At 57.8% G+C, this 18350-nt stretch carries 20 protein-coding genes and 2 pseudogenes; 12 read left to right on the forward strand and 10 right to left on the reverse strand.

Going from position 1 to position 18350, the window contains the following annotated elements:
* The 3 genes and pseudogenes from oppB to ACR0NZ_RS17350 all read right to left on the reverse strand — a co-directional run.
* A complete protein-coding gene (oppB, locus tag ACR0NZ_RS17340) occupies nt 1-924 on the reverse strand; it encodes an oligopeptide ABC transporter permease OppB (protein ID WP_209507493.1) in 924 nt (307 codons plus the stop codon).
* A 66-nt stretch (nt 925-990) separates the two neighbouring features.
* Nucleotides 991-2619, reverse strand: a complete 1629-nt coding sequence (locus ACR0NZ_RS17345; RefSeq protein WP_480520630.1) for a peptide ABC transporter substrate-binding protein — start codon at nt 2617-2619, stop codon at nt 991-993.
* Nucleotides 2620-3235: 616 nt separating this feature from the next.
* Nucleotides 3236-3420, reverse strand: a pseudogene (locus ACR0NZ_RS17350) (DDE-type integrase/transposase/recombinase); the annotation flags it as partial.
* 106 nt (nt 3421-3526) lie between these two features.
* Here ACR0NZ_RS17350 and ACR0NZ_RS17355 point away from each other — a divergent pair.
* From ACR0NZ_RS17355 to ACR0NZ_RS17375, 5 genes and pseudogenes are all read left to right on the forward strand, one after another.
* Nucleotides 3527-3709: pseudogene (locus ACR0NZ_RS17355) on the forward strand (DDE-type integrase/transposase/recombinase); the annotation flags it as partial.
* Between the two features lie 98 nt (nt 3710-3807).
* Nucleotides 3808-4032 carry an SUMF1/EgtB/PvdO family nonheme iron enzyme gene (locus ACR0NZ_RS17360; RefSeq protein WP_480520692.1) on the forward strand — a complete coding sequence of 75 codons (225 nt, stop codon included), beginning with the start codon at nt 3808-3810 and terminating at the stop codon, nt 4030-4032.
* On the forward strand, nt 4032-4490 hold the full coding sequence (locus tag ACR0NZ_RS17365) for a formylglycine-generating enzyme family protein (RefSeq protein ID WP_480520632.1): 459 nt from the start codon (nt 4032-4034) through the stop codon (nt 4488-4490). Before ACR0NZ_RS17360 ends, ACR0NZ_RS17365 begins: the two co-directional genes overlap by 1 nt.
* Before the next feature lie 412 nt (nt 4491-4902).
* Complete coding sequence (locus ACR0NZ_RS17370) at nt 4903-5481, forward strand: helix-turn-helix domain-containing protein (protein WP_480520634.1); 579 nt, start codon at nt 4903-4905, stop codon at nt 5479-5481.
* Nucleotides 5482-5600: 119 nt separating this feature from the next.
* Nucleotides 5601-6491 (forward strand): LysR substrate-binding domain-containing protein, encoded by an 891-nt coding sequence (locus tag ACR0NZ_RS17375; protein ID WP_480520636.1) that lies wholly within the window; start codon nt 5601-5603, stop codon nt 6489-6491.
* Here ACR0NZ_RS17375 and ACR0NZ_RS17380 read toward each other — a convergent pair.
* From ACR0NZ_RS17380 to ACR0NZ_RS17390, 3 genes are read right to left on the reverse strand one after another with little or no spacing between them, the layout of a single operon-like run.
* Entirely contained in the window at nt 6478-7050 is a 573-nt protein-coding gene (locus tag ACR0NZ_RS17380; RefSeq protein WP_480520638.1) for a thiamine pyrophosphate-dependent enzyme, read from the reverse strand. The two genes, ACR0NZ_RS17375 and ACR0NZ_RS17380, sit on opposite strands and share 14 nt — an antisense overlap.
* Entirely contained in the window at nt 7047-7595 is a 549-nt protein-coding gene (locus tag ACR0NZ_RS17385) for a decarboxylase (protein ID WP_480520640.1), read from the reverse strand. The genes ACR0NZ_RS17380 and ACR0NZ_RS17385 overlap by 4 nt, the downstream gene beginning before the upstream one ends.
* Entirely contained in the window at nt 7595-8689 is a 1095-nt protein-coding gene (locus ACR0NZ_RS17390) for a pyridoxal phosphate-dependent aminotransferase (protein WP_480520642.1), read from the reverse strand. Before ACR0NZ_RS17390 ends, ACR0NZ_RS17385 begins: the two co-directional genes overlap by 1 nt.
* A gap of 129 nt (nt 8690-8818) precedes the next feature.
* Here ACR0NZ_RS17390 and ACR0NZ_RS17395 point away from each other — a divergent pair, with 129 nt between their 5' ends.
* From ACR0NZ_RS17395 to ACR0NZ_RS17425, 7 genes are read left to right on the forward strand one after another with little or no spacing between them, the layout of a single operon-like run.
* Entirely contained in the window at nt 8819-9841 is a 1023-nt protein-coding gene (locus tag ACR0NZ_RS17395; protein ID WP_480496280.1) for a succinylglutamate desuccinylase/aspartoacylase family protein, read from the forward strand.
* Nucleotides 9842-11302 carry an aldehyde dehydrogenase gene (locus ACR0NZ_RS17400; RefSeq protein ID WP_480520644.1) on the forward strand — a complete coding sequence of 487 codons (1461 nt, stop codon included), beginning with the start codon at nt 9842-9844 and terminating at the stop codon, nt 11300-11302.
* A 24-nt stretch (nt 11303-11326) separates the two neighbouring features.
* Entirely contained in the window at nt 11327-12697 is a 1371-nt protein-coding gene (locus ACR0NZ_RS17405; protein ID WP_480520646.1) for a Rieske 2Fe-2S domain-containing protein, read from the forward strand.
* On the forward strand, nt 12694-13326 hold the full coding sequence (locus ACR0NZ_RS17410) for a hypothetical protein (RefSeq protein WP_480520648.1): 633 nt from the start codon (nt 12694-12696) through the stop codon (nt 13324-13326). Before ACR0NZ_RS17405 ends, ACR0NZ_RS17410 begins: the two co-directional genes overlap by 4 nt.
* On the forward strand, nt 13326-13952 hold the full coding sequence (locus ACR0NZ_RS17415) for a hypothetical protein (protein WP_480520650.1): 627 nt from the start codon (nt 13326-13328) through the stop codon (nt 13950-13952). The genes ACR0NZ_RS17410 and ACR0NZ_RS17415 overlap by 1 nt, the downstream gene beginning before the upstream one ends.
* Entirely contained in the window at nt 13952-15142 is a 1191-nt protein-coding gene (locus ACR0NZ_RS17420) for a YlbE family protein (protein ID WP_480520652.1), read from the forward strand. The genes ACR0NZ_RS17415 and ACR0NZ_RS17420 overlap by 1 nt, the downstream gene beginning before the upstream one ends.
* Nucleotides 15139-16422, forward strand: coding sequence for an amidase (locus ACR0NZ_RS17425; RefSeq protein WP_480520654.1), 1284 nt, complete (start codon nt 15139-15141; stop codon nt 16420-16422). The genes ACR0NZ_RS17420 and ACR0NZ_RS17425 overlap by 4 nt, the downstream gene beginning before the upstream one ends.
* Nucleotides 16423-16430: 8 nt before the next feature.
* Here ACR0NZ_RS17425 and ACR0NZ_RS17430 read toward each other — a convergent pair whose 3' ends face one another.
* From ACR0NZ_RS17430 to ACR0NZ_RS17445, 4 genes are all read right to left on the reverse strand, one after another.
* Nucleotides 16431-16667, reverse strand: a complete 237-nt coding sequence (locus ACR0NZ_RS17430; protein ID WP_480520656.1) for an AEC family transporter — start codon at nt 16665-16667, stop codon at nt 16431-16433.
* Nucleotides 16649-17224 carry an AEC family transporter gene (locus ACR0NZ_RS17435; protein ID WP_480520658.1) on the reverse strand — a complete coding sequence of 192 codons (576 nt, stop codon included), beginning with the start codon at nt 17222-17224 and terminating at the stop codon, nt 16649-16651. The genes ACR0NZ_RS17430 and ACR0NZ_RS17435 overlap by 19 nt, the downstream gene beginning before the upstream one ends.
* A gap of 228 nt (nt 17225-17452) precedes the next feature.
* Nucleotides 17453-17866, reverse strand: a complete 414-nt coding sequence (locus ACR0NZ_RS17440; RefSeq protein WP_480520660.1) for a RidA family protein — start codon at nt 17864-17866, stop codon at nt 17453-17455.
* Nucleotides 17867-17879: 13 nt separating this feature from the next.
* Nucleotides 17880-18341 (reverse strand): sarcosine oxidase subunit gamma family protein, encoded by a 462-nt coding sequence (locus ACR0NZ_RS17445; protein WP_480520662.1) that lies wholly within the window; start codon nt 18339-18341, stop codon nt 17880-17882.
* Nucleotides 18342-18350 lie beyond the last annotated feature (9 nt).

Below are 18350 nucleotides of genomic sequence, written 5' to 3' on the forward strand. Positions count from 1 at the left end.
TCAATAGCGGATCTTCGGATCGAACCAGGCATAGGCCAGATCGGTCAGCAGGTTTACCAGAACGGTCAGAACGCCATAGAGGATCGTTACCCCAAGCAGCACGGCATAGTCGCGTGACAAGGCCGAGCCGACATATGCCTGCCCCAGACCACCGGTCGAGAAATAGATGTCAACAAAGACGGACCCGGTCAGCACATAGACAAACACCGGCCCCAGATAAGATACGACCGGCAGCAATGTCGGCTTCATCGCATGGCGCCAGATCACGGTTCTAGTCGGCAGGCCCTTGGCACGGGCGGTTCTGATGAAGTTCGAATTCAGAACCTCCAGCATTGAAGACCGGGTGATCCGCGCAATCGACCCCATGTAAGATGTCGCAAGGGCGATAACCGGCATGATTAGATAGGGCCACTGACCACCATTCCACCCACCGCCGGGCAACCATCCCAGCCACAGGGTGAAGGTCAGGATCAGGATCGGACCCATGATGAAGTTGGGCAGCGCCTGCGCTGCAATCCCCAGCCCAACCGCAAAGTAGTCGATCCAGCTGTTGTGCCGGATTGCGGCGGCTATCCCCAGTCCGATGCCCACCACTGTGGCGACCAGAAAGGACAGCGACCCATAGGTCAGCGAGATCGGAAAGCCCTGCGCGATGATGTCGTTCACATCGCGGTCCTTGAACTTGAAGGACGGGCCAAAGTCGAAATGCACAACGATATTGTACAGATAATCCCAGAGTTGCTTCCACAACGGCTGGTCCAGACCGTACCGCGCCTCGATATTGGCCAGAACCTGCGGCGGCAATGTCCGTTCCGAGGTAAAGGGCCCACCGGGCGCATAGTGCATCAAAAAGAAACAGGCGACGATCAACAGCAGGATCGTCGGTATGGCGGTCAGCACCCGCCGAATGACATAGGCAAGCATTCAATGCCCCCAATAGATGGCGCTGCCCCGAAGAAAACTTCGGGGCAGGTCATGGTCAGAAGATGATTACTCGGCGATTTTGTAGAGGTTCTTGGAGTACCAGTTTTGCTCTACGTTTTTGACCGGCCAGTTTCCGACATCGCTGTCCATCATGTAGACACCGGCATAGTGGTAGATCGGAATAACGGGGGTTTCCTGAGCGATAATACGCTCGACCTCGGTGTACAGCGGTGCCGGATCGTCCGAAGTTTTGGCTTCGGCCAGCAACTCGTCCACGCGGGCATTGTTGTACTTGCCGTCGTTGTAGCCCGAATCCGACTGCAACAGGTCAAGGAAGGTTGAGGCTTCGTTATAGTCGCCGCACCACGCGCCGCGGGCCAGATCAAAGTTCTGGTTGCCCCGCTCTTCCAGAAAGACTTTCCATTCCATGTTGGCCAGTTCAACATTGGCGCCCAGTTTTTGCTTCCACATCTGGCTCAGCGCGACTGCAACTTTCTTGTGGGCTTCCGAAGTGTTGTAGACCATCGAGAAGGTCAAAGGATTATCCGCGCCAAAGCCGGCCTCGGCCAGCAGTTCCTTGGCCAGCTCGTCGCGCTCTGCCTGGCTCATCGATGCCATTTCCACGACCGGAACCGTAAAGCCTGCGGTTGCTTCTGGAACGAATGTATATGCGGGCGGCTCGCCACCGGCCTTGATGTTCTTGGTGATGATGTCCCGGTCAACGGCTAGCGACAGGGCCTGACGAACTTTGGGATCCTTGAATTCTTCAGGGCCGCTGTCAGACACGTTAAACGTGTAGTAGTAGTTGCACAGGCGCGGGAAGCTGATGGCCTCATCAGGATGCTCTTCCTGCAGACGCGGGAATTGACCGGCGGGAACTTCGGTCCGGTCCAGTTCACCGGCCAGATAGCGGGTCAGGGCTACGTTTTCGTCATTGATGACCAGTGCCACAACCTTGTCGATGATGGTGTTGTCATTGTCCCAGTACATCTCGTTACGCTCACGGACTGAACGTTCCTGCGGCAGGTGCTCGGTCAGAACATACGCGCCATTCGACACGATGTTTCCGGGCTTGGTCCATTCATCGCCAAATTCCGCGATCACCTTCTGAGGTGCCGGGAAGGTCGTCGAATGCGTTGTCATCTGCGGGAAATACGGCAGCGGCGCGCTCAGCGTGACTTCCAGGGTCGTGTCATCGATGGCTTTGACACCCAGATCATCAACCGGCTTTTCGCCTGCGATGATCGCTGATGCGTTTTCGATCGACATCAGCTCCATGAACCACGCGTAAGGAGAGGACAGTGCCGGATCAACCGCGCGTTTCCAGGCGAAAACGAAATCTCCGGCGGTTACCGGGTCGCCATTCGACCATTTCGCATTGTCACGCAGTGTGAAGGTATAGACTTTCTTGCTGTCATCGACGGTGTAGCCTGTGGCGACGCCCGGAACCAGATTGCCATCCTCATCCTGGTTCATCAGCCCCTCAAACAGGTCACGTACAATCTCAGCACCGGAAACGTCTTCGACAACCTGCGGATCGACCGAGCTGTGCTCGTCCAGAATACGGTAGGTAAAGGTTTGGTCGTCTGCCAGCGCTTCGCCGGTTTCAGGATGCGTGCCTGCAGCAAATGCAGCACCAGTAATCATGGTCGAAGACAAAAGCCCCGCCACTGAGTTTCGAATGTATCTGTTCATGTTTTCTCTCCCATATGTTCGTCGCCGCGCGGCCCCACTTGATCGGGAACGCACACAGCAGCCGGATTAGACCGACGCCCGCTGAGACTTCGTTCATTTCGATTTTGATTTTGCCAAGTCGCAAAGAACACTGCGTCGCAGCTTTCTTGGTTTCTGTCGGTAAAGAAGTTGCGAAAGTTGTCTTTCACTGCCGCGAAGCGTGACATCTTTTGGCTTGGGGATAAAGCCTTGATGAATTTTCAAGCAACCATAAGCAGAAATATCTCCAACGACTTGGTGCCGGCAATTTTCTAAGGATTGGACCAGTCTTCGTGACATTTTTGTGAAGCCACGCGGATTCCGAACCATCCTCCATGCCCGGTTGGCGACTGCATTGCGGTCTCAGACAAGCCAAAACGGCGCGAATCAGTGGCGCCGTTTTAACAAACCTGCGATCCGTTACCCGTCACGCGTGGTTTAGAATATCACCGGTCAGATCGTTGAGCCTTGCCAACCCCTCTCGCAAGTGGTCTTCCGGCAGGGCGGAGCTGAACCGAAAGTGGCTTTCGACCCCGAACCGTGTGGGATGTGTCGCAAATTTTTGGGACGGCCAGAGTAAGCGACTTACTGGATATACTTATCCTGCTATCTTGGCGAATAGCTGAAAGCCGGAAGTCGTATCGCCTGAGAATGCCGCTTCCGGATCATGTTGGCGACCTCGATACCATCCAAAGTCGCCGATGCGGATCTGAATGATTTGAACCTGCACATGTGTCGTACGCGACGCTTAATAAGCCGATGATCCTGTTCGATCAGGTTATTATCCGGCATGAATGATCGCGACGCTTCAATCGGAGGTTCCGAAGACTTCAATGTGGTTTATTATTGAACCACCGGGATTGGGGCGTTGGGAGCACGAATGGCGGATAACAATATCGTGGAACAGGACCACCGTTTCATCAAGAGACGCACGCGGCCAATGATGGGGTTCAAGGCCTTCGCTTCAGCGGCGGCAACGCTCGACGGAATCGAAGCGTCGCATATGATCCACAAGGACCAATTCACACCCAGACTCTGTCCATTTCAGCAGTTCGCTGAGCTCGCCACCTGACTCATAAGCGATTGCTGAAACAACTCAGCGGGCTCAAATCTTTGCAACAGAACCATGATGATGCGCGCGTTTTCAAGGATTGCGTCCAATGTCCGGGCATGGTGCCTCTGCCTGGCGGAGAATACCATATGGGATCTCCAGACGGCGAAGCCGGTCGCGGCGTGGACGAAGGGCCGGTACATCTTGTCACAGTTCCGGATGGACTCTCGGTCAGCCAGTTCGAGATCACCTTTGATGACTGGCAATTCTGCCAGGATGCAGGCACCTGCACGCTTGACCCGGCGGATGTCGACTGGGGTCGAGGCGCAAGGCCCGTCATCTAGTGAGCTGGTATGACACTGCGCAATACCTAAGCTGGCTGACGGGGGTTTCCGGACATCTCTACCGGCTGCCGACCGAAGCCGAATGGGAGTATTTCGCCCGCGCTGGCACAACCACCCCCTATCATACAGGCACAGAATTACTGGCAACTGACGCAAACTGGGATATCAGAACAACCGCTGACCGGATCGCCAATACAACCGTGGCCAAGACCGTCCCGGTTGGGGAATATGCGCCAAACGCGTTTGGACTGCACGACATCCACGGCAATGTTTCCGAATGGGTGCAGGATTGCTATGACGAATCTGCCTATGCCGAATTCAGTGACTACCCAAAGCCTCGAACAGGAGAACCGGGTTGCCGCCGTGTTGCGAGAGGAGGAACCTCTCACTACTCAATGACCTACGCCAGATCCGCCAACCGATCTGCCTTTGATCCAACCTCAGATCGTTCGATGTAGGCTTTCGCGTAGTGCGCGATGACCCAGGATGATTCAGAACGCCGATCGAGCCGCATGATGAGTTCGCCCGTTTTTTCGCCCGATCTGAAAATCGGGATCAGGACATGCGAACAGCGATAGAAAATGAGTACCCTTTCCGGTAGGGTTTGCGGTCATACACGGAGATTCCTAAGCAGCCTACCAACAGATTCTTTCGATGACCGTACTGGACGCACACATCAACAACGCTGCATTCTGCGACGCTGTTCTTGCACAGTTCGACGCCTGGGTTGAGGATGGTACGATTAAAACCTAAGCCAGAACGACCTTACAACTGACCCACAATTCCCCGCAGAACCGGGTCGGGAAAAGTTTGCGGCCATTCCTGCCAATCGCTATCAACATCCAGACAAGGATGAATGGCGATCGTTTGATGGTAAATAAAACGGATACTGAAAAAGAAGTCGGACAGACTCTGCAAAGGTTACGGCAGGAGCGTAATCTGACGCTGGCGGATCTGGCCACCCGGGCGCAGGTTTCAACCGCGATGATCAGCCGGATCGAAAACGGGCATGTATCCCCTTCACTTGGCACGTTGCAATCATTGGCGGATGCTTTGGACGTCGCGCTGATGGCGCTGTTTGCACATTCCGAAGTGGCAGCTGATGTGCATCATGTCAAAGCGGGCGACGGGTTGCCATCGCGGCGCATAACACAGGGCCACGCACATGATTACATGTTGCTGGGCAAACATGGCGGGCCCCGTGGCACGTTTCAGTCTGCCCATATCACCATCTCACGTGACCAGTCAGAAAGCCTGCCAAGCTATCAGCATGAAGGGTACGTCTTTCTCTATATGATCAGGGGCACGGCGGTCTATCGATGCGGGACCGAGGATTTTACGATGGCCGCCGGAGATACGCTGAGCTTTGACGCCAAGCTGCCTCATGGCTTTCATCAAATCCTGTCAAATGCGATTGAATTCATCACCGTTTCAACACGTCCGCAGTAAGCAGGCATCACATTCCGGCGGCATCGGGCCGTATAACCCACCGGAACCATTTCATATTCCTATATTATGTGAAACTATGAATAATCCGACCGTAAATCTCAATCAGGCCTAGTCCCCGCATGAAGATCACTTTCAAACAGGTTGACGCTTTTCGAACCGTGGTTTCGACCGGAACCGTGACCGAGGCGGCGGCGATGCTGGGTATCTCGCAGCCCGCGGTCAGTCGCCTGATTTCGGACTTTGAGGCCGAAGTTGGATTTCGGTTGTTTCAACGCTCGGGCCGGGTGCTGGTGCCCACGGATGAGGCCCGTCTGCTGGTGGAAGAGGTGCGGCAGGCCGTCAGCGGCATGGAACACATCAAGGAATCTGCGACTGCCATCGGGAAATTCGGCCACGCGCGGCTTAGCCTTGTGATCACCCCGGGGGTGTCGTCCCAACTGGCCCCCGATCTGATTCAGGAATTCGCCGCCACCTGGCCGCAGGCCATGGCCCGGATGGAAATCGCGCCCAGCGACGATGCGGTCGAATGGATGGTCTCGCAGAATTACGATTTCGGGGTCACGACGACCGAACCCGCCAACCCGTCCTTTGATAGTCTGGTTATCCGGAACAGCGATGTGTGCTGCGTCGTTCCAACTGGTCACCCTCTGGCCGGGAAAACCCTTGTACAGGCGCAGGATCTGGCTGGTGAGAATTTTATCTCATACATGCCTTCCTCGCGGTTCCGGTTCGAGATGGATCAGTTTTTCGAGGCAAAAGGCATTCAACGGCAGATGCAGTATGAGACGCGCACTACCGACGCAGTATGCCGTCTTGTTGCGCGTGGGTTGGGCGTCTCGGTTGTCGGGGCCAGCCTGGATTACCTCAGAACAATTCCTGACTGTGTCGCCCTGCCCTTTGCGGCACCTCTGACCTTTCGGGCAGTTCTGTTCTGGTCCAAAAACAAGCCCCTGTCTGCCGTCGGGCAATCCTTTCTAAAGATCGTGCAATCTCAGATCAACGGCGATTAAGCGCCTCGCGGAAACTGGCACGCGCCTGTGCGCTGTGAATATAGGCGTAGTCCTGCGGATAAGGAGCACCTGCCGTCAATTCCATCGAAACAAACTGTGGGCCGGTGGATGACAGCACCTGCGGCAGCGCCGCGGAAAACTGATCCAGCGTGGTAAATCGCTGCACTCCGGCATAACCGGCGGCCCATGCCATAGCAGTAAAATCCACTTTGTCCGCGCCGGGCAAAGGGTGCGACCCGTTCACCTCATAGACGCGGTTGGCCGAAAGGAAATGGTAAAGGTTTGTCACTCCCGCATTGGCAATCGTCACCAAAGTTCCCAGATTCATCAGCAGGCTGCCGTCGCCATCCAGCACGATCACACGCCGATCAGGATTGGCCAGTGCCAGACCCAAACCATGAGAGGATGCCTGCCCCATCGCTCCTACAGCCACGTAGTTCAGATCGCGCGGGTTCAGGGCAAGCCAGTCGAAACAGTTCTGATACACGGCAACCACGATGTCCTCCTCGCGGACATGAGGGATCAGGGCTTTCAACGCGGCATCGCGGTGCATTGTCATGGCGCCTCCGGTGCGCGGCCAATCAGGAAAATATGAGGTCTTGAGGCCGCATAGGCCGCTTCGATCGCCTGCGGGATATGGTCTTCATCTCCCGGTTCCTCGATCAGGGAATGTGACAGCTTCATCGCATCCAGCACAGGCCGGACGATCCGCACCCCATAAGAGGCTGACTGATCCGGGTGCATATGTGGCTCCTTGCCTTGCAGTCCAACCATCATGACCACCGGCAGTTCATAGTCGACGCCAATGGCCCGGATCGCATTCAGGGAATCCATCAACCCGGTTTGCTGCATCATCAAGACCGCCCGCGTACCGTTGTATGACATCGCCCCGCAAATACTGACGCCCTCATCTTCTTTACAGATACGGGTCAGGCGAAATACGGGATCGCGTGAGATCGGCCAGAGAAGTCCATCACTGGTAACAATATCCGGCAGCGCAACTATTTCACGAACACCCACCACCTTGATTGCGGCTATGATTGCGGCGCCGGATGGATGCGCGACCTGCGGAGCATCTTCTGCTGGTTGAGGGGACGCGACCATCAGGCACCTCCGGCCAGAAACGCAGCGATCCCGTCCCGTGCCGCCTGCAATTCATGGCGGTGGCCAATGGTAATGCGGATATAGTCGCGATAGGCGGGCGAGGCGAACCGGCGGACGGCAACGCCGCGCTGCCGCAAGAACCGATCCACCGCTTCGGCAGATTTCCTGGGATCTGGAAACTGAACCAGCACAAAGTTGGTCTGGCTTGGAACCACATACAGGCCCAGTTCCGTTAGTGCGGTCGAAAGCCATTTTCGATTATTCAGGTTGGTCTCTCGCACAAAACGGGTGTGCACAGTGTCTTCCAGTGCTGCAACTGCTGCCGCAACCGAAGAAGACGCCACGGGAAAGGTCAGACTGATCCGGCGCACGCTGTCGACCACATCCTCAGGCCCGAACATCCAGCCGACGCGTGCGCCCGCCAGTCCGAAAATCTTTGAAAACGTCCGGCACATGACAACATTGTCCGCAGCCTCCACCTGCTTGTGCGCAGGCTCATAATCCGCCGCATCGGCATATTCCTCGTAGGCGGCATCAATGATCAGAAGCACATTTTCAGGCAACGCAGCATGAAGACGGCGCAGCTCTGATCCGTTCAGATATGTACCTGCCGGGTTTTCGGGATTGGCGAGGTAAACGATCCGGGTACGTTTAGTCACCGCCTCGATCATTCGGTCGACTGAGGGTTTGAAGGCATCGTCCGCGACCGACACCACCTCGGCGTCATTGGCATAGGCGTAGTTCGGTACTTTGAGATAGCCGTTTGCGCTGCGGATCAACTCGGTGCCCTGCCCCAGATAGGCGCGGGCCAGGCGGGCCAGCAGATCGTCCGATCCCTGCCCGGTGGTGATCCGTGCGGCGTCCAGCCCAAATTTCTCGGCGATTGCTGGGGCCAGAATGTGATCGGGGTTTTCAACATAGCGTTCGACACTGCTGATGGCCGCACAGGCGGCGGAGCGGGCCGTCGGGCTGGGACCAAACACACTTTCATTCGAGTTCAGAAGGATCGCAGGCGGCGGAACGTCCATGGACGCCGCACCCATCATATGAGGTTTGATCCTGTCTATTCCAGCTTTAGCACGGGCTATGACCATCCAAATCCTCCGGCGCCGCCAGTGACGGCAATGGCAATTTCATACATATATCACACAACATATAACTTTAGACAATTCACTTTCAAAAAAATTATGTTATGAAAGTCGCAGCCCAGTAGAAGAACCCGGATGACCGACACGCTTTCACCCCAACCCAGCAGGCTTCACCTGACCATTAATCTGGATGCGCCGGGTCGGCAGGTTGGCGATCTTATGCTGAAATGGTCCGACAATACCGTACCGCTGGGATACCATCCCATCCCGATCATCAGCCTGCGGGGCAAACCGGGGCCGTCTGTCCTGATTCTGGGCGGCACACATGGGGACGAATTCGAAGGGCCCTCAGCAATCCTGCGTCTGGCGGAACGGCTGAACCCTGCCGAACTCTCCGGGCAGGTGATCCTGATCCCGGCCCTGAACGCGCCCGCCTTTCAGGCTTCGTCGCGGGTTTCGCCATTGGATGGTCAGAACCTGAACCGCGCTTTTCCGGGCGATGCGGATGGTGGCCCGACGGCCATGCTGGCGCATTTTGTCGAAACCGTACTGCTGCACCGCGTTGACGCAGCCATAGACCTGCACTCAGGTGGTAAGGCGTCCGTTTTCGATCCTTGCGCACTGGCGGCAAGGGGGGATGACACAGACCTGACCGCAGCCAACATGGATTTGGCCCGCGCCTTTGGGCTTCCGCTGATCTGGGTACTGGGCGTGCATAACGACAACCGCTCGGTGAATGCTGCCGCTGCCCGCGCCGGAGTTCCGATGATCGCAGCAGAACTTAGTGGCGGAGGGGGTGTCGATCCTCATGCCACTGACCTTGCTGAAGCCGGGCTGATACGCTGCCTGAAACATCTGGGCATTCTGCCGGGCGGCTCTCCTGCCCCAGCACCGGCGCAATGTGTGGAAGTCGCCGATCCGCTGCATTCGATCCATGCGCCTGCGGATGGCCTGTTCGACCGCCGCTGCGCTGCCGGGCAACAGGTAATCAAAGGTGATCTGGCGGGTACTCTGCACTTTCCGACCGAACCGGAACGCGCAGCTGTCAAGCTTACCTTTCCCGCAACGGGCCATGTTCTGGCCCATGGCAATCGCGGCATTGTACGCCGGGGCGATTTGCTGGCGCTGGTTGCCCAACCCGTGCCCGAGGGACGTTGAATGAAAACCTGCTCTCCGTTCATTTCCGGTGCCTTTGTTGATTGGGATGGTGAAACCCTGCCCAGCGTCGACCCCGCCACTGGTCAGGTCTGGTGCAAGGTCGCCCGTTGCGACGCACAAACCGCCGATCAGGCTATCCGGGATGCCGATCATGCTTTCCGGAACGGGCCATGGGCAAAGTCGGGGCCGCCAGAGAGGTCGGATGCGCTCGACCGATTGGCAGACATCTTGGAAACCTGCTGGGAAGAGCTTGTAACGCCTGAAATCCGCGACAACGGAAAGCGCATAGCCGAGGTGCGCGGACAATTTTCCGGGCTGCACAGCTGGTTCAGGTATTTCGCGGCAGAGGCGCGCAAACTACAACCCGAACCGCAAGCCAACAACGTCCCAGGCGTGCAGAGCGTTGGGTACCATTTGCCCTATGGCGTCGTGGTCGCCATCACGCCATGGAACTCTCCGTTGATGATCCTTGCCTGGAAGCTGGCACCGGCATTGGCGGCGGGCAATACGGTGGTTGTGAAACCTTCTGAAATGGCCTCGGCCTCGACTCTGGAATTCGCACGGCTGGCGCACGAAGCAGGACTGCCGCCCGGGGTGTTAAACGTGGTCACCGGACTGGGTCACGAAGTGGGCGAGGCGTTGGTTCGTCACCCCCTGACGCGCAAGGTCACTTTTACCGGCTCGGATTTTGGCGGTCGTAAAGTGGCCGAGGCTGCCTCAGCCGGAGTAATCCCTGCGGTGCTGGAGCTGGGTGGAAAGTCTCCGCAGGTGGTCTTTGCCGACTGCGATCTGGACAATGTGGTCAACGGAATCCTGTCCGGCATCTTCCTGTCGAACGGTCAAACCTGCGTCGCCGGTTCAAGGCTGATTGTTGAGGCCGGGTTGAAAGACAAGCTGGTATCACGCCTGGTCGACCGGGCACGAGCGCTTAGGATGGGTGACCCGATGGACCCAGACACTCAGATCGCACCACTGGCCAACGAGCCGCATCTGCGCAAGGTGACGGCGATGATCGAACGTGCCAAGGCCGATGGCGCAGCCTGCCTGCTGGACGGAACCGCTACGGCAGCGGGTCGGAACGGATTCCATATCGGGCCGACGGTGTTCGACAATGTAAGCCCCGACATGCAGCTTTGGCGTGAAGAAGTGTTCGGCCCGGTTCTTGCCGTAACCTCATTCACTACCGAAGACGAAGCCATCGCGCTGGCCAATGACAGCGACTATGGGCTGGCTGCAGGGGTGTGGACGACCGATGCCGACAAGGGCGCGCGTATCGCCGGGGCTATTGCGACAGGCACGGTCTACATCAACCACTATCGCAGCGTAGACCCTGCCAGCCCCATCGGCGGGATCAAGCTGTCGGGCTATGGGCGTGAACTTGGCCCGAACGCCATCAAGGATTTCTGTCAGGTCAAATCGATATGGACCGGCACCGCGCCAGTCCCCGATCCATTCCCCTGACCACCGATACGCACGGAGGATGCCATGAACGATCATTTCTCAACCCCAGAGGGCAATTTCCGCGGTCACGACCAGCAGAGCGTTTGGCAACAAGAGCCCGACCCGGAGATGACTGAAGTCGGCCCCGGCACGCCATGCGGCGAATATCTGCGCCGGTTCTGGATGCCGGTGGCGATGACTGACCAGATCGGCGACCTGCCCTATCGTCTGCGCATTCTGGGCGAAGATCTGGTTCTGTTTCGCGAAAAAAAAGAAGGCAAGCTAGGCCTGACCCATCTGCATTGCTGCCACCGCAATATGAGCCTTGAGTTTGGCATTGTAGAGGAAGGCGGCATCAGGTGTTCCTATCACGGCTGGAAATACGGACTTGACGGCACCATTCTGGAAACCCCGTGTGAACCACCTGCCTCTCAGGTCAAGAAAAAGGCTTGCCTGGGGGCGTATCCGGTGATCGAATACAAAGGGTTGGCCTTTGCCTATATGGGTCCGGCCGTCGCGCAGCCCCCCTTCCCGGTCATGGATACCTTCGATGACGAAGGTGACGAGTTGGTGCCCTATCTCATCAAGTCCCCCTGCAACTGGCTGCAAGTGATGGAGAATGCCTGGGATCCGTTCCATGTGGTCTACCTGCACACTCTGGCTGTGCGCAGCCAGTTCATCGACGCCTTTGCCGAAATGCCGATGATCGAGTTTCACGAAAGCCAGACCGGCGATTTCTACACGAATGTCCGGCGTGTGGAGGATATCGTCTGGGTCCGCATCCATGATCATATGTTGCCCTCGTTCACCCAGAACGGCGGTCATTTCCCGGTGCCGGATGGGCCGCGCTATTTTGGACGCTGCGGGCTGTCGCGCTGGATTACTCCAATTGACGACACCAACACGATGGTCATCGCCTGGCGGCATTTCCGGGATGCTGTGGCGAATGACGATCCAAAGGGTCTGACTGATAAAAGCAAGGTGGGTTTTGGAATGACCGATTTCTACGGCCAGGATCCCGACCGACCGTATGAGATGCGGCAACGCGATCCGGGGGACTATGACGCCTGGGTCAGTCAGGGGCCCAAGAATATCCACGCCCGCGAAAACCTCAGCTTTACCGACCGGGGCGTGGCCAAAGCGCGTCGCCTGCTGCGCAACGCCATTCGCGCTCTGAAGAGTGGCGAAAGACCGCCTCAACCCTCTGACAATTTCGCCGGCAAGGTGATACCGACATATGCTGGTGACACCATGCTGCGCATTCCATTGCAGGTGGGGCGGGACGACGGGGCAGTACTCAAAGAGATCTCGCATCAGGTAGCTGAAATCTACAAATCCGGTGACCACCTGCAGGGTGAGGCTCGCAAGTCGTTCATCGTTGATGCGCTGAAAGAGTATGAAGCGAGCTGGTCATGACAGCGCGCATCCCCCATAACCCCGGCCGAGTGGACTGGTCCGGTGAAAACCCGGGCATCTATCTGAAACAGGACCCCGACCAGGATCACTATGACACGCTGGCGCTTTTCTTTCGGGTGGTTCTGTCACCTTATGGTCGTGGACACGCAGCACTGATCCTCGGGGCGCCCGATCAGGCGCAGGGCTGGCCGCGTGTGCCAAACCTGGTCATGACCGATAACCAGCGGATGATGCGCTGGATCGTCGATGGATGGGTGACAAAGATGCCGACCTTCATTGGCAAGGCGGGTCTCGGCGCGATGAGCTGGCTGGACTGCGACAGCGTCGAAAAGCGCCCCCGCGATCTGAAGTCCCGATACTCCGAAACCCTGCGCGGCTCGGGCGTTACGGTCGAGATGATCTGGCAGGACATGGGTCCACCAATGCCGGTAGAGGTGACCAAGGAGAACTCGGCTACTAAAGCGCATGAAATGTATTCGGTATTTTTGGAGGCCAAGGCGGCGCAGGTTGTCATCAACGGCACCCGCCTGCCCGGTCAGGTCGCTAGCCGCCAGTTCTTTGGCCGCACCATGTCGACGGCCTTCCTCGCCTTCTCGGAAACCTGGGTAACCCCGCAGGAAGATCTGTGATGCCTTTGAACGAACCTATCACACCCGGCATCGTCGACTGGACCGGCGAAAACCCGGGCATCCTGCTCAAAGACGACAATGACAACTTCTCAGCCATGGCGCTGTTCTTTCGCGTGGCATGGTCTCCAGTCGGTCAGGGTCAGGTGCTCTTGCTTTACGGAACCCCGGATCAGGTGGAAGGACCACCTGAGGCTCCGAACGTAATTCTCAGCGACAACCCTGATCTCACGGCTTTTCTGAAGACCAACTTCATCGGCAAACTGGCCGCTTTCGCCAACGCCCCTGCTTTCGCCACCCTGCCCGAGATTGGCGCGCAGGTTGTGCGTTCCTCAGGCGATCCGATGAGCCATCGCTACACCGAGACCATCGTAGGCGAGAACCTGACCGTTGAGCTGGTCTGGGAAGGGTTCGAACCACCCCGCGCGTTGGAACTGTCGCCACATGAGGTCGCCTCGGGCGAGCAGAGCATGTTCTCGCTGCTGGTGCCTGCCCATTCGGCGCAGATCATCGTCAATGGCCATGCTTTGCCGGGCAAACTGGGTACACGGGTCCAGGCCGGATATGAGACGACGACGGCATTCCTGTATTTCTCGGAAACATGGATCATCCCGCCGGAGGATACGTGATGCTGCACGCCGCAGATCAGCTGGCCTTTGACAAGGCCATGGTGACCCAACCGGTCTGGAACCGGTTCAATACCGCGTCTGATGCGCTGGGTTTGGACGAGAACGTTCTGCTGCACGCAGGCCCCGCCTTTGCCAGCCCCGATCAGATTGCTGCACCGATCCTGAACTCAGCCTGCGTCGCTGCCGTCTGGCAGGGACTTGCGAGGAATTTCGATCAGGCCGAAGCAATGATCAACGCAGGTGAAATCCTCCTGAAACCCGCACAGGATCATGATGTGGTGACGCCGCTGGCCGCCGTGGTCTCGGCGGATATGCCGCTGCACACGGTCTATGACGCGTGGCGCGGGCGGCAGCAGGTTTATGCGCCGATCAATGGGGGTAGCCGTCCGGCAATGCGGCTGGGGCTGCGGTCCGAGGCGGTGCTGGACCATATCCAATGGCTCAATACCCGGTTTCTAGACGTGCTGGAGAAAGGGATCGCTGAAGGGATTGCTCTGGTTCCGCTCGCTGTGATCGGCCTGATGGGAGGGGATGATTGCCACGGGCGTACACCAGTATCCGCGCAGGCGCTGATTGCCGAGCTCAAGGATCGCACGCCGGGCGGGATCACGGATGACGATGTGTTGGCCTTTATGGACAGCTCACCTTCGCTGTTTCTGAACCTGTGGATGGCGGCAACCAAATGTATGATGAAACTGGCCGAAGGGATTGACGGCTCCAGCTTCGTCACCGCGGCAGGCGGCAATGGGCGCGAAACAGGCATTCAGATCTCCGGTCTGCCGGGCCAGTGGTTCACAATCCCGGCCAGCCCGCCCAAAGGGACGTTTGAGGTAGACCTCTCACAGGAGCGGGCGCTTGGTGCTATCGGTGACAGCGCCGTCGTCGAAGCCTTCGGGTTGGGGGCCATGGCCATCGATCTGAGCCCGGAGCAGAAAAAGGGTCTGGGGGCTTATCTGCCCGAAGATGCGCAGGCACGCATGTCCGGCCTGTCGGTCGGGGCGCATCCCTATTTCCGCGCATTGGATGTTCAATTGGGAAGCACCGCTCGCGGCGCAGTAGAACAGGGTTCAGGGCCCGTGATCGGCCTGGGCATTCTTGACCGGCTGGGCGAAGCCGGACGCCTGGGCGGAGGCATCTATGACATGCCTGTCACGCCTTTTGCCGACGCCCTGAAAGCGCTGGAGGCATGACGCAGCTGAACCATCACTCCGCCCACGCACTGGCTGCAATGATCCGGGCTGGCGAGGTGAAACCATCCGAAGTGATGGCGGATCATCTGGACCGGATCGAAAACCGTGAACCCGTCATCGGGGCTTTTCAGACCCTCGATGCCGAGCGCGCCATGGAGCGTGCAAGATCTGCCGACGCACTCCCCGTTGGCGGACCGCTCCATGGCGTGCCATTTGTGATCAAGGACATCATCGACACCGATGACATGCCGACCGGTTGGGGTAGCGACCTTTATTCGGATCGCCGCCCTGATCGGAACGCGACCTGTGTGCAGGCCTTTCTGGACGCAGGTGCCATTCCGATCGGCAAGACGGTAACCACCGAATTCGCCTATTTCCGACCCGGCAAGACTGCAAACCCGGCCAACCCGGCGCATACACCAGGTGGATCATCATCCGGTTCGGCCGCGGCTGTGGCTGATTTCATGGCCCCTTTGGGATTTGGATCTCAAACCGCGGCTTCGCTGATCCGCCCAGCCGCCTATTGCGGGGTCTGCGGCTTCAAGCCAACTACCGGACGCTACGATCTGACCGGTGTCATGGGTCTGTCCCTAAGCCTCGATACGTTGGGCATTCTGGCACGCGATCCCCGCGACCTCGCGCTGAGCGATGCTGTACTGTGCGGCACCGATCTGCTGCCCCCGGCAGATTTCGACGAGGCCCTTCCCCGCATCAGTTTGATGCGGGGGCCCTATTGGCAAGATGGTTCGCTTGAGATGCGCGACACCTGCACGCGCGCCCTGTCCGTACTTGCCGCCTTGGGCGCCGACACTGGTGAAATTACTCATCCGCATGTCTTCGCAGATCTGACACAAGCTCATATCACCGTTATGGGATACGAGGCCGCCCGTCTGCGCGCCGCCGAGCACGCCGTTGGAGTGCCGAAGATCAGCCAACAGTTTTACGACCTTATCACCGCCGGTTTGGAAGTCAGCGATGTGGAATATCACGCAGCATTGGCGGTACGGCATCGGGCAGAAGCAATGCTGGATCAGATGTTCCGGGACACGGATGCCTTGCTTGTGCCATCCGCCCCGGGCCCGGCACCGGAAGGACTTGGGGCCACCGGAAACCCTCTGTATTCGCGGATGTGGAACCTGTTGCAGGTGCCTTCGATCGCTTTGCCCTTTGGCGCGGATCAGAGCGGGTTACCACTGGGATTTCAGCTGATCGGCCGAAAAGGTGACGATACCCGGCTGCTGGATATTGCTCATTGGGCACACGGTGTTCTGGCGCAGTAGTCGCCCGACTATGGGATAAGCGGCAACAGCAAAGCAAGCGACACCGGAATACTGATAGCCGCAATCAACGTCTGCAGGGTTACGATTGCCGCCATCAATGGCGCATCACCGCCCAGTTGTTTGGCCAATGCGTACGACGACGCCCCGGTCGGAATGACCGAATAGACTACGGCGATCTGCAGGACATCCCTTGGCAAACCAACGGTCAATCCGATCACCAGCACAGTCACAAGGAAGACAACCATCTTTCCGGCAATGGCAAGAACCAGAGGCAATGCTCTGGCCGCCATGGCCAGACCCGCAGGTTCGCCCCGACCGCAAGCAAAGTGATCAGCAATGCCCCGACCCCCAGAACATCCGTCACATCATACACGACCGGTATCCGATCTCCGATCACCTGATTGGCGCTGACCGCCAGAAAGATCGAGATCACGTAAGGATTGCGCGCCAGCTCCCGCAGGATGGCCACGGGCAGGCTGTTGGCCCGGTCGCTTTTCAGCGCGCCGACCATCAGGATAACCGTAACGATATTGGTGGTGGGCACCAGAATGGCGGTCGCAAGGATAGCGATATCCAGCGCGGCAGGACCATACAGGTTCGCCGCCAGTGCAAGCCCTATGAAAGAATTGTGCCGTGCACTGCCCTGCAGGATCGAGGTCGCCTGCGGCGCCGCATAGCCCATCAGTCTGGCAGTGAAAACGGCATACAACAGCGCCGCGACGAACCCGCCCAGAATGGCAACCGAGTACAATCCCAGCGCCGACTTATCCAAAGAGGACAGAGAGATTTTGCTGAACAGCAAGCAAGGCATCAGAACCCAGTAGACAAGCTTGTCATTCAGGTTCCAGAAATCCGTGCTGGGAATTCCCCCTTTCGCAGGGCCAGACCCAGCGCAATGATCAGAAAGAACGGAAGAATTGAGGTTAGCGTCGACAGCATTACTATTCTCAGACAAAACCGGACAAATTTGACCGGACATTCTCACGACCTTAACACCAACACAACGTAATGTCGGGATTTGCCGAAATCCCTAACCGGTGGTACTCGCATCATTATCAATGACAGCCATTGCGTCGATCTCGACCAACAGCGACGGGTCGGCCAACCCCTGCACCACCACACCGGTCGAGCAGTGATGCACGCCCTCGAACCAGCGATTAATTGCCTCGTAAACGGCAGGGCGGTACAAGATGTCGGTGACGTAAACTGTCAGTTTGCAGACATCTGCCAAACTGCCCCCGGCCTCTTCCATCCAGCGCTGGATATTGAGGCAGGCCTGATCCGCCTGCGCACCGGGATCGCCTTCGCCAATCAGTGTACCATCCAGCAAAGTACCAACCTGCCCCTGCATTAAAACAAAATCGCCCCGGGCACGGATTGCCTTGGAATAGGTTGCTTTCGCGTGATAGCGCGTCTGGTACTTGTGGATGTGTGTCCGGGCCATGGCAGTTGCCCCCTCAGGCCGTTGCGCGGGTCAGAAAGTCGTCAATCATATCCGCAAAACTCTGTTCGACCGCAAACTCAATACCATCCCGACACCGCATCACCAAAGCCTTGAGACCAAAAACTTCGGTATAGGTAACTGCATCTGGCCCGAACACGCTGTCATGCAGGTCCATCGGACTGGCAATTGCCATCACCTGATCCGCATCCGTTCCTGTAATGCGAAAGAATGTCATGGTGTCCGAGATACGCACGATACTAATATCCGCCGGGCAGTCCGTTGGCTTCAGCTTTGCCTCCAGCGTATCTTCCTGTGCCAGCGGGGCCCGGGTGACCCAGTGGTTACGACCGATGTAAAACAGCTCGGTGTTGTCTTTATTCACGCGGGTGTTCGGGCGATCCGGCAATAACGGCAGAGCGTCCCCGACCCAATTCGAAACCGCGTCAGGCGCTCCTTTGAGGTCGAATAGGGCCATCAGGCTGCG

The organism is Ruegeria sp. AE3 (genome assembly GCF_056542225.1).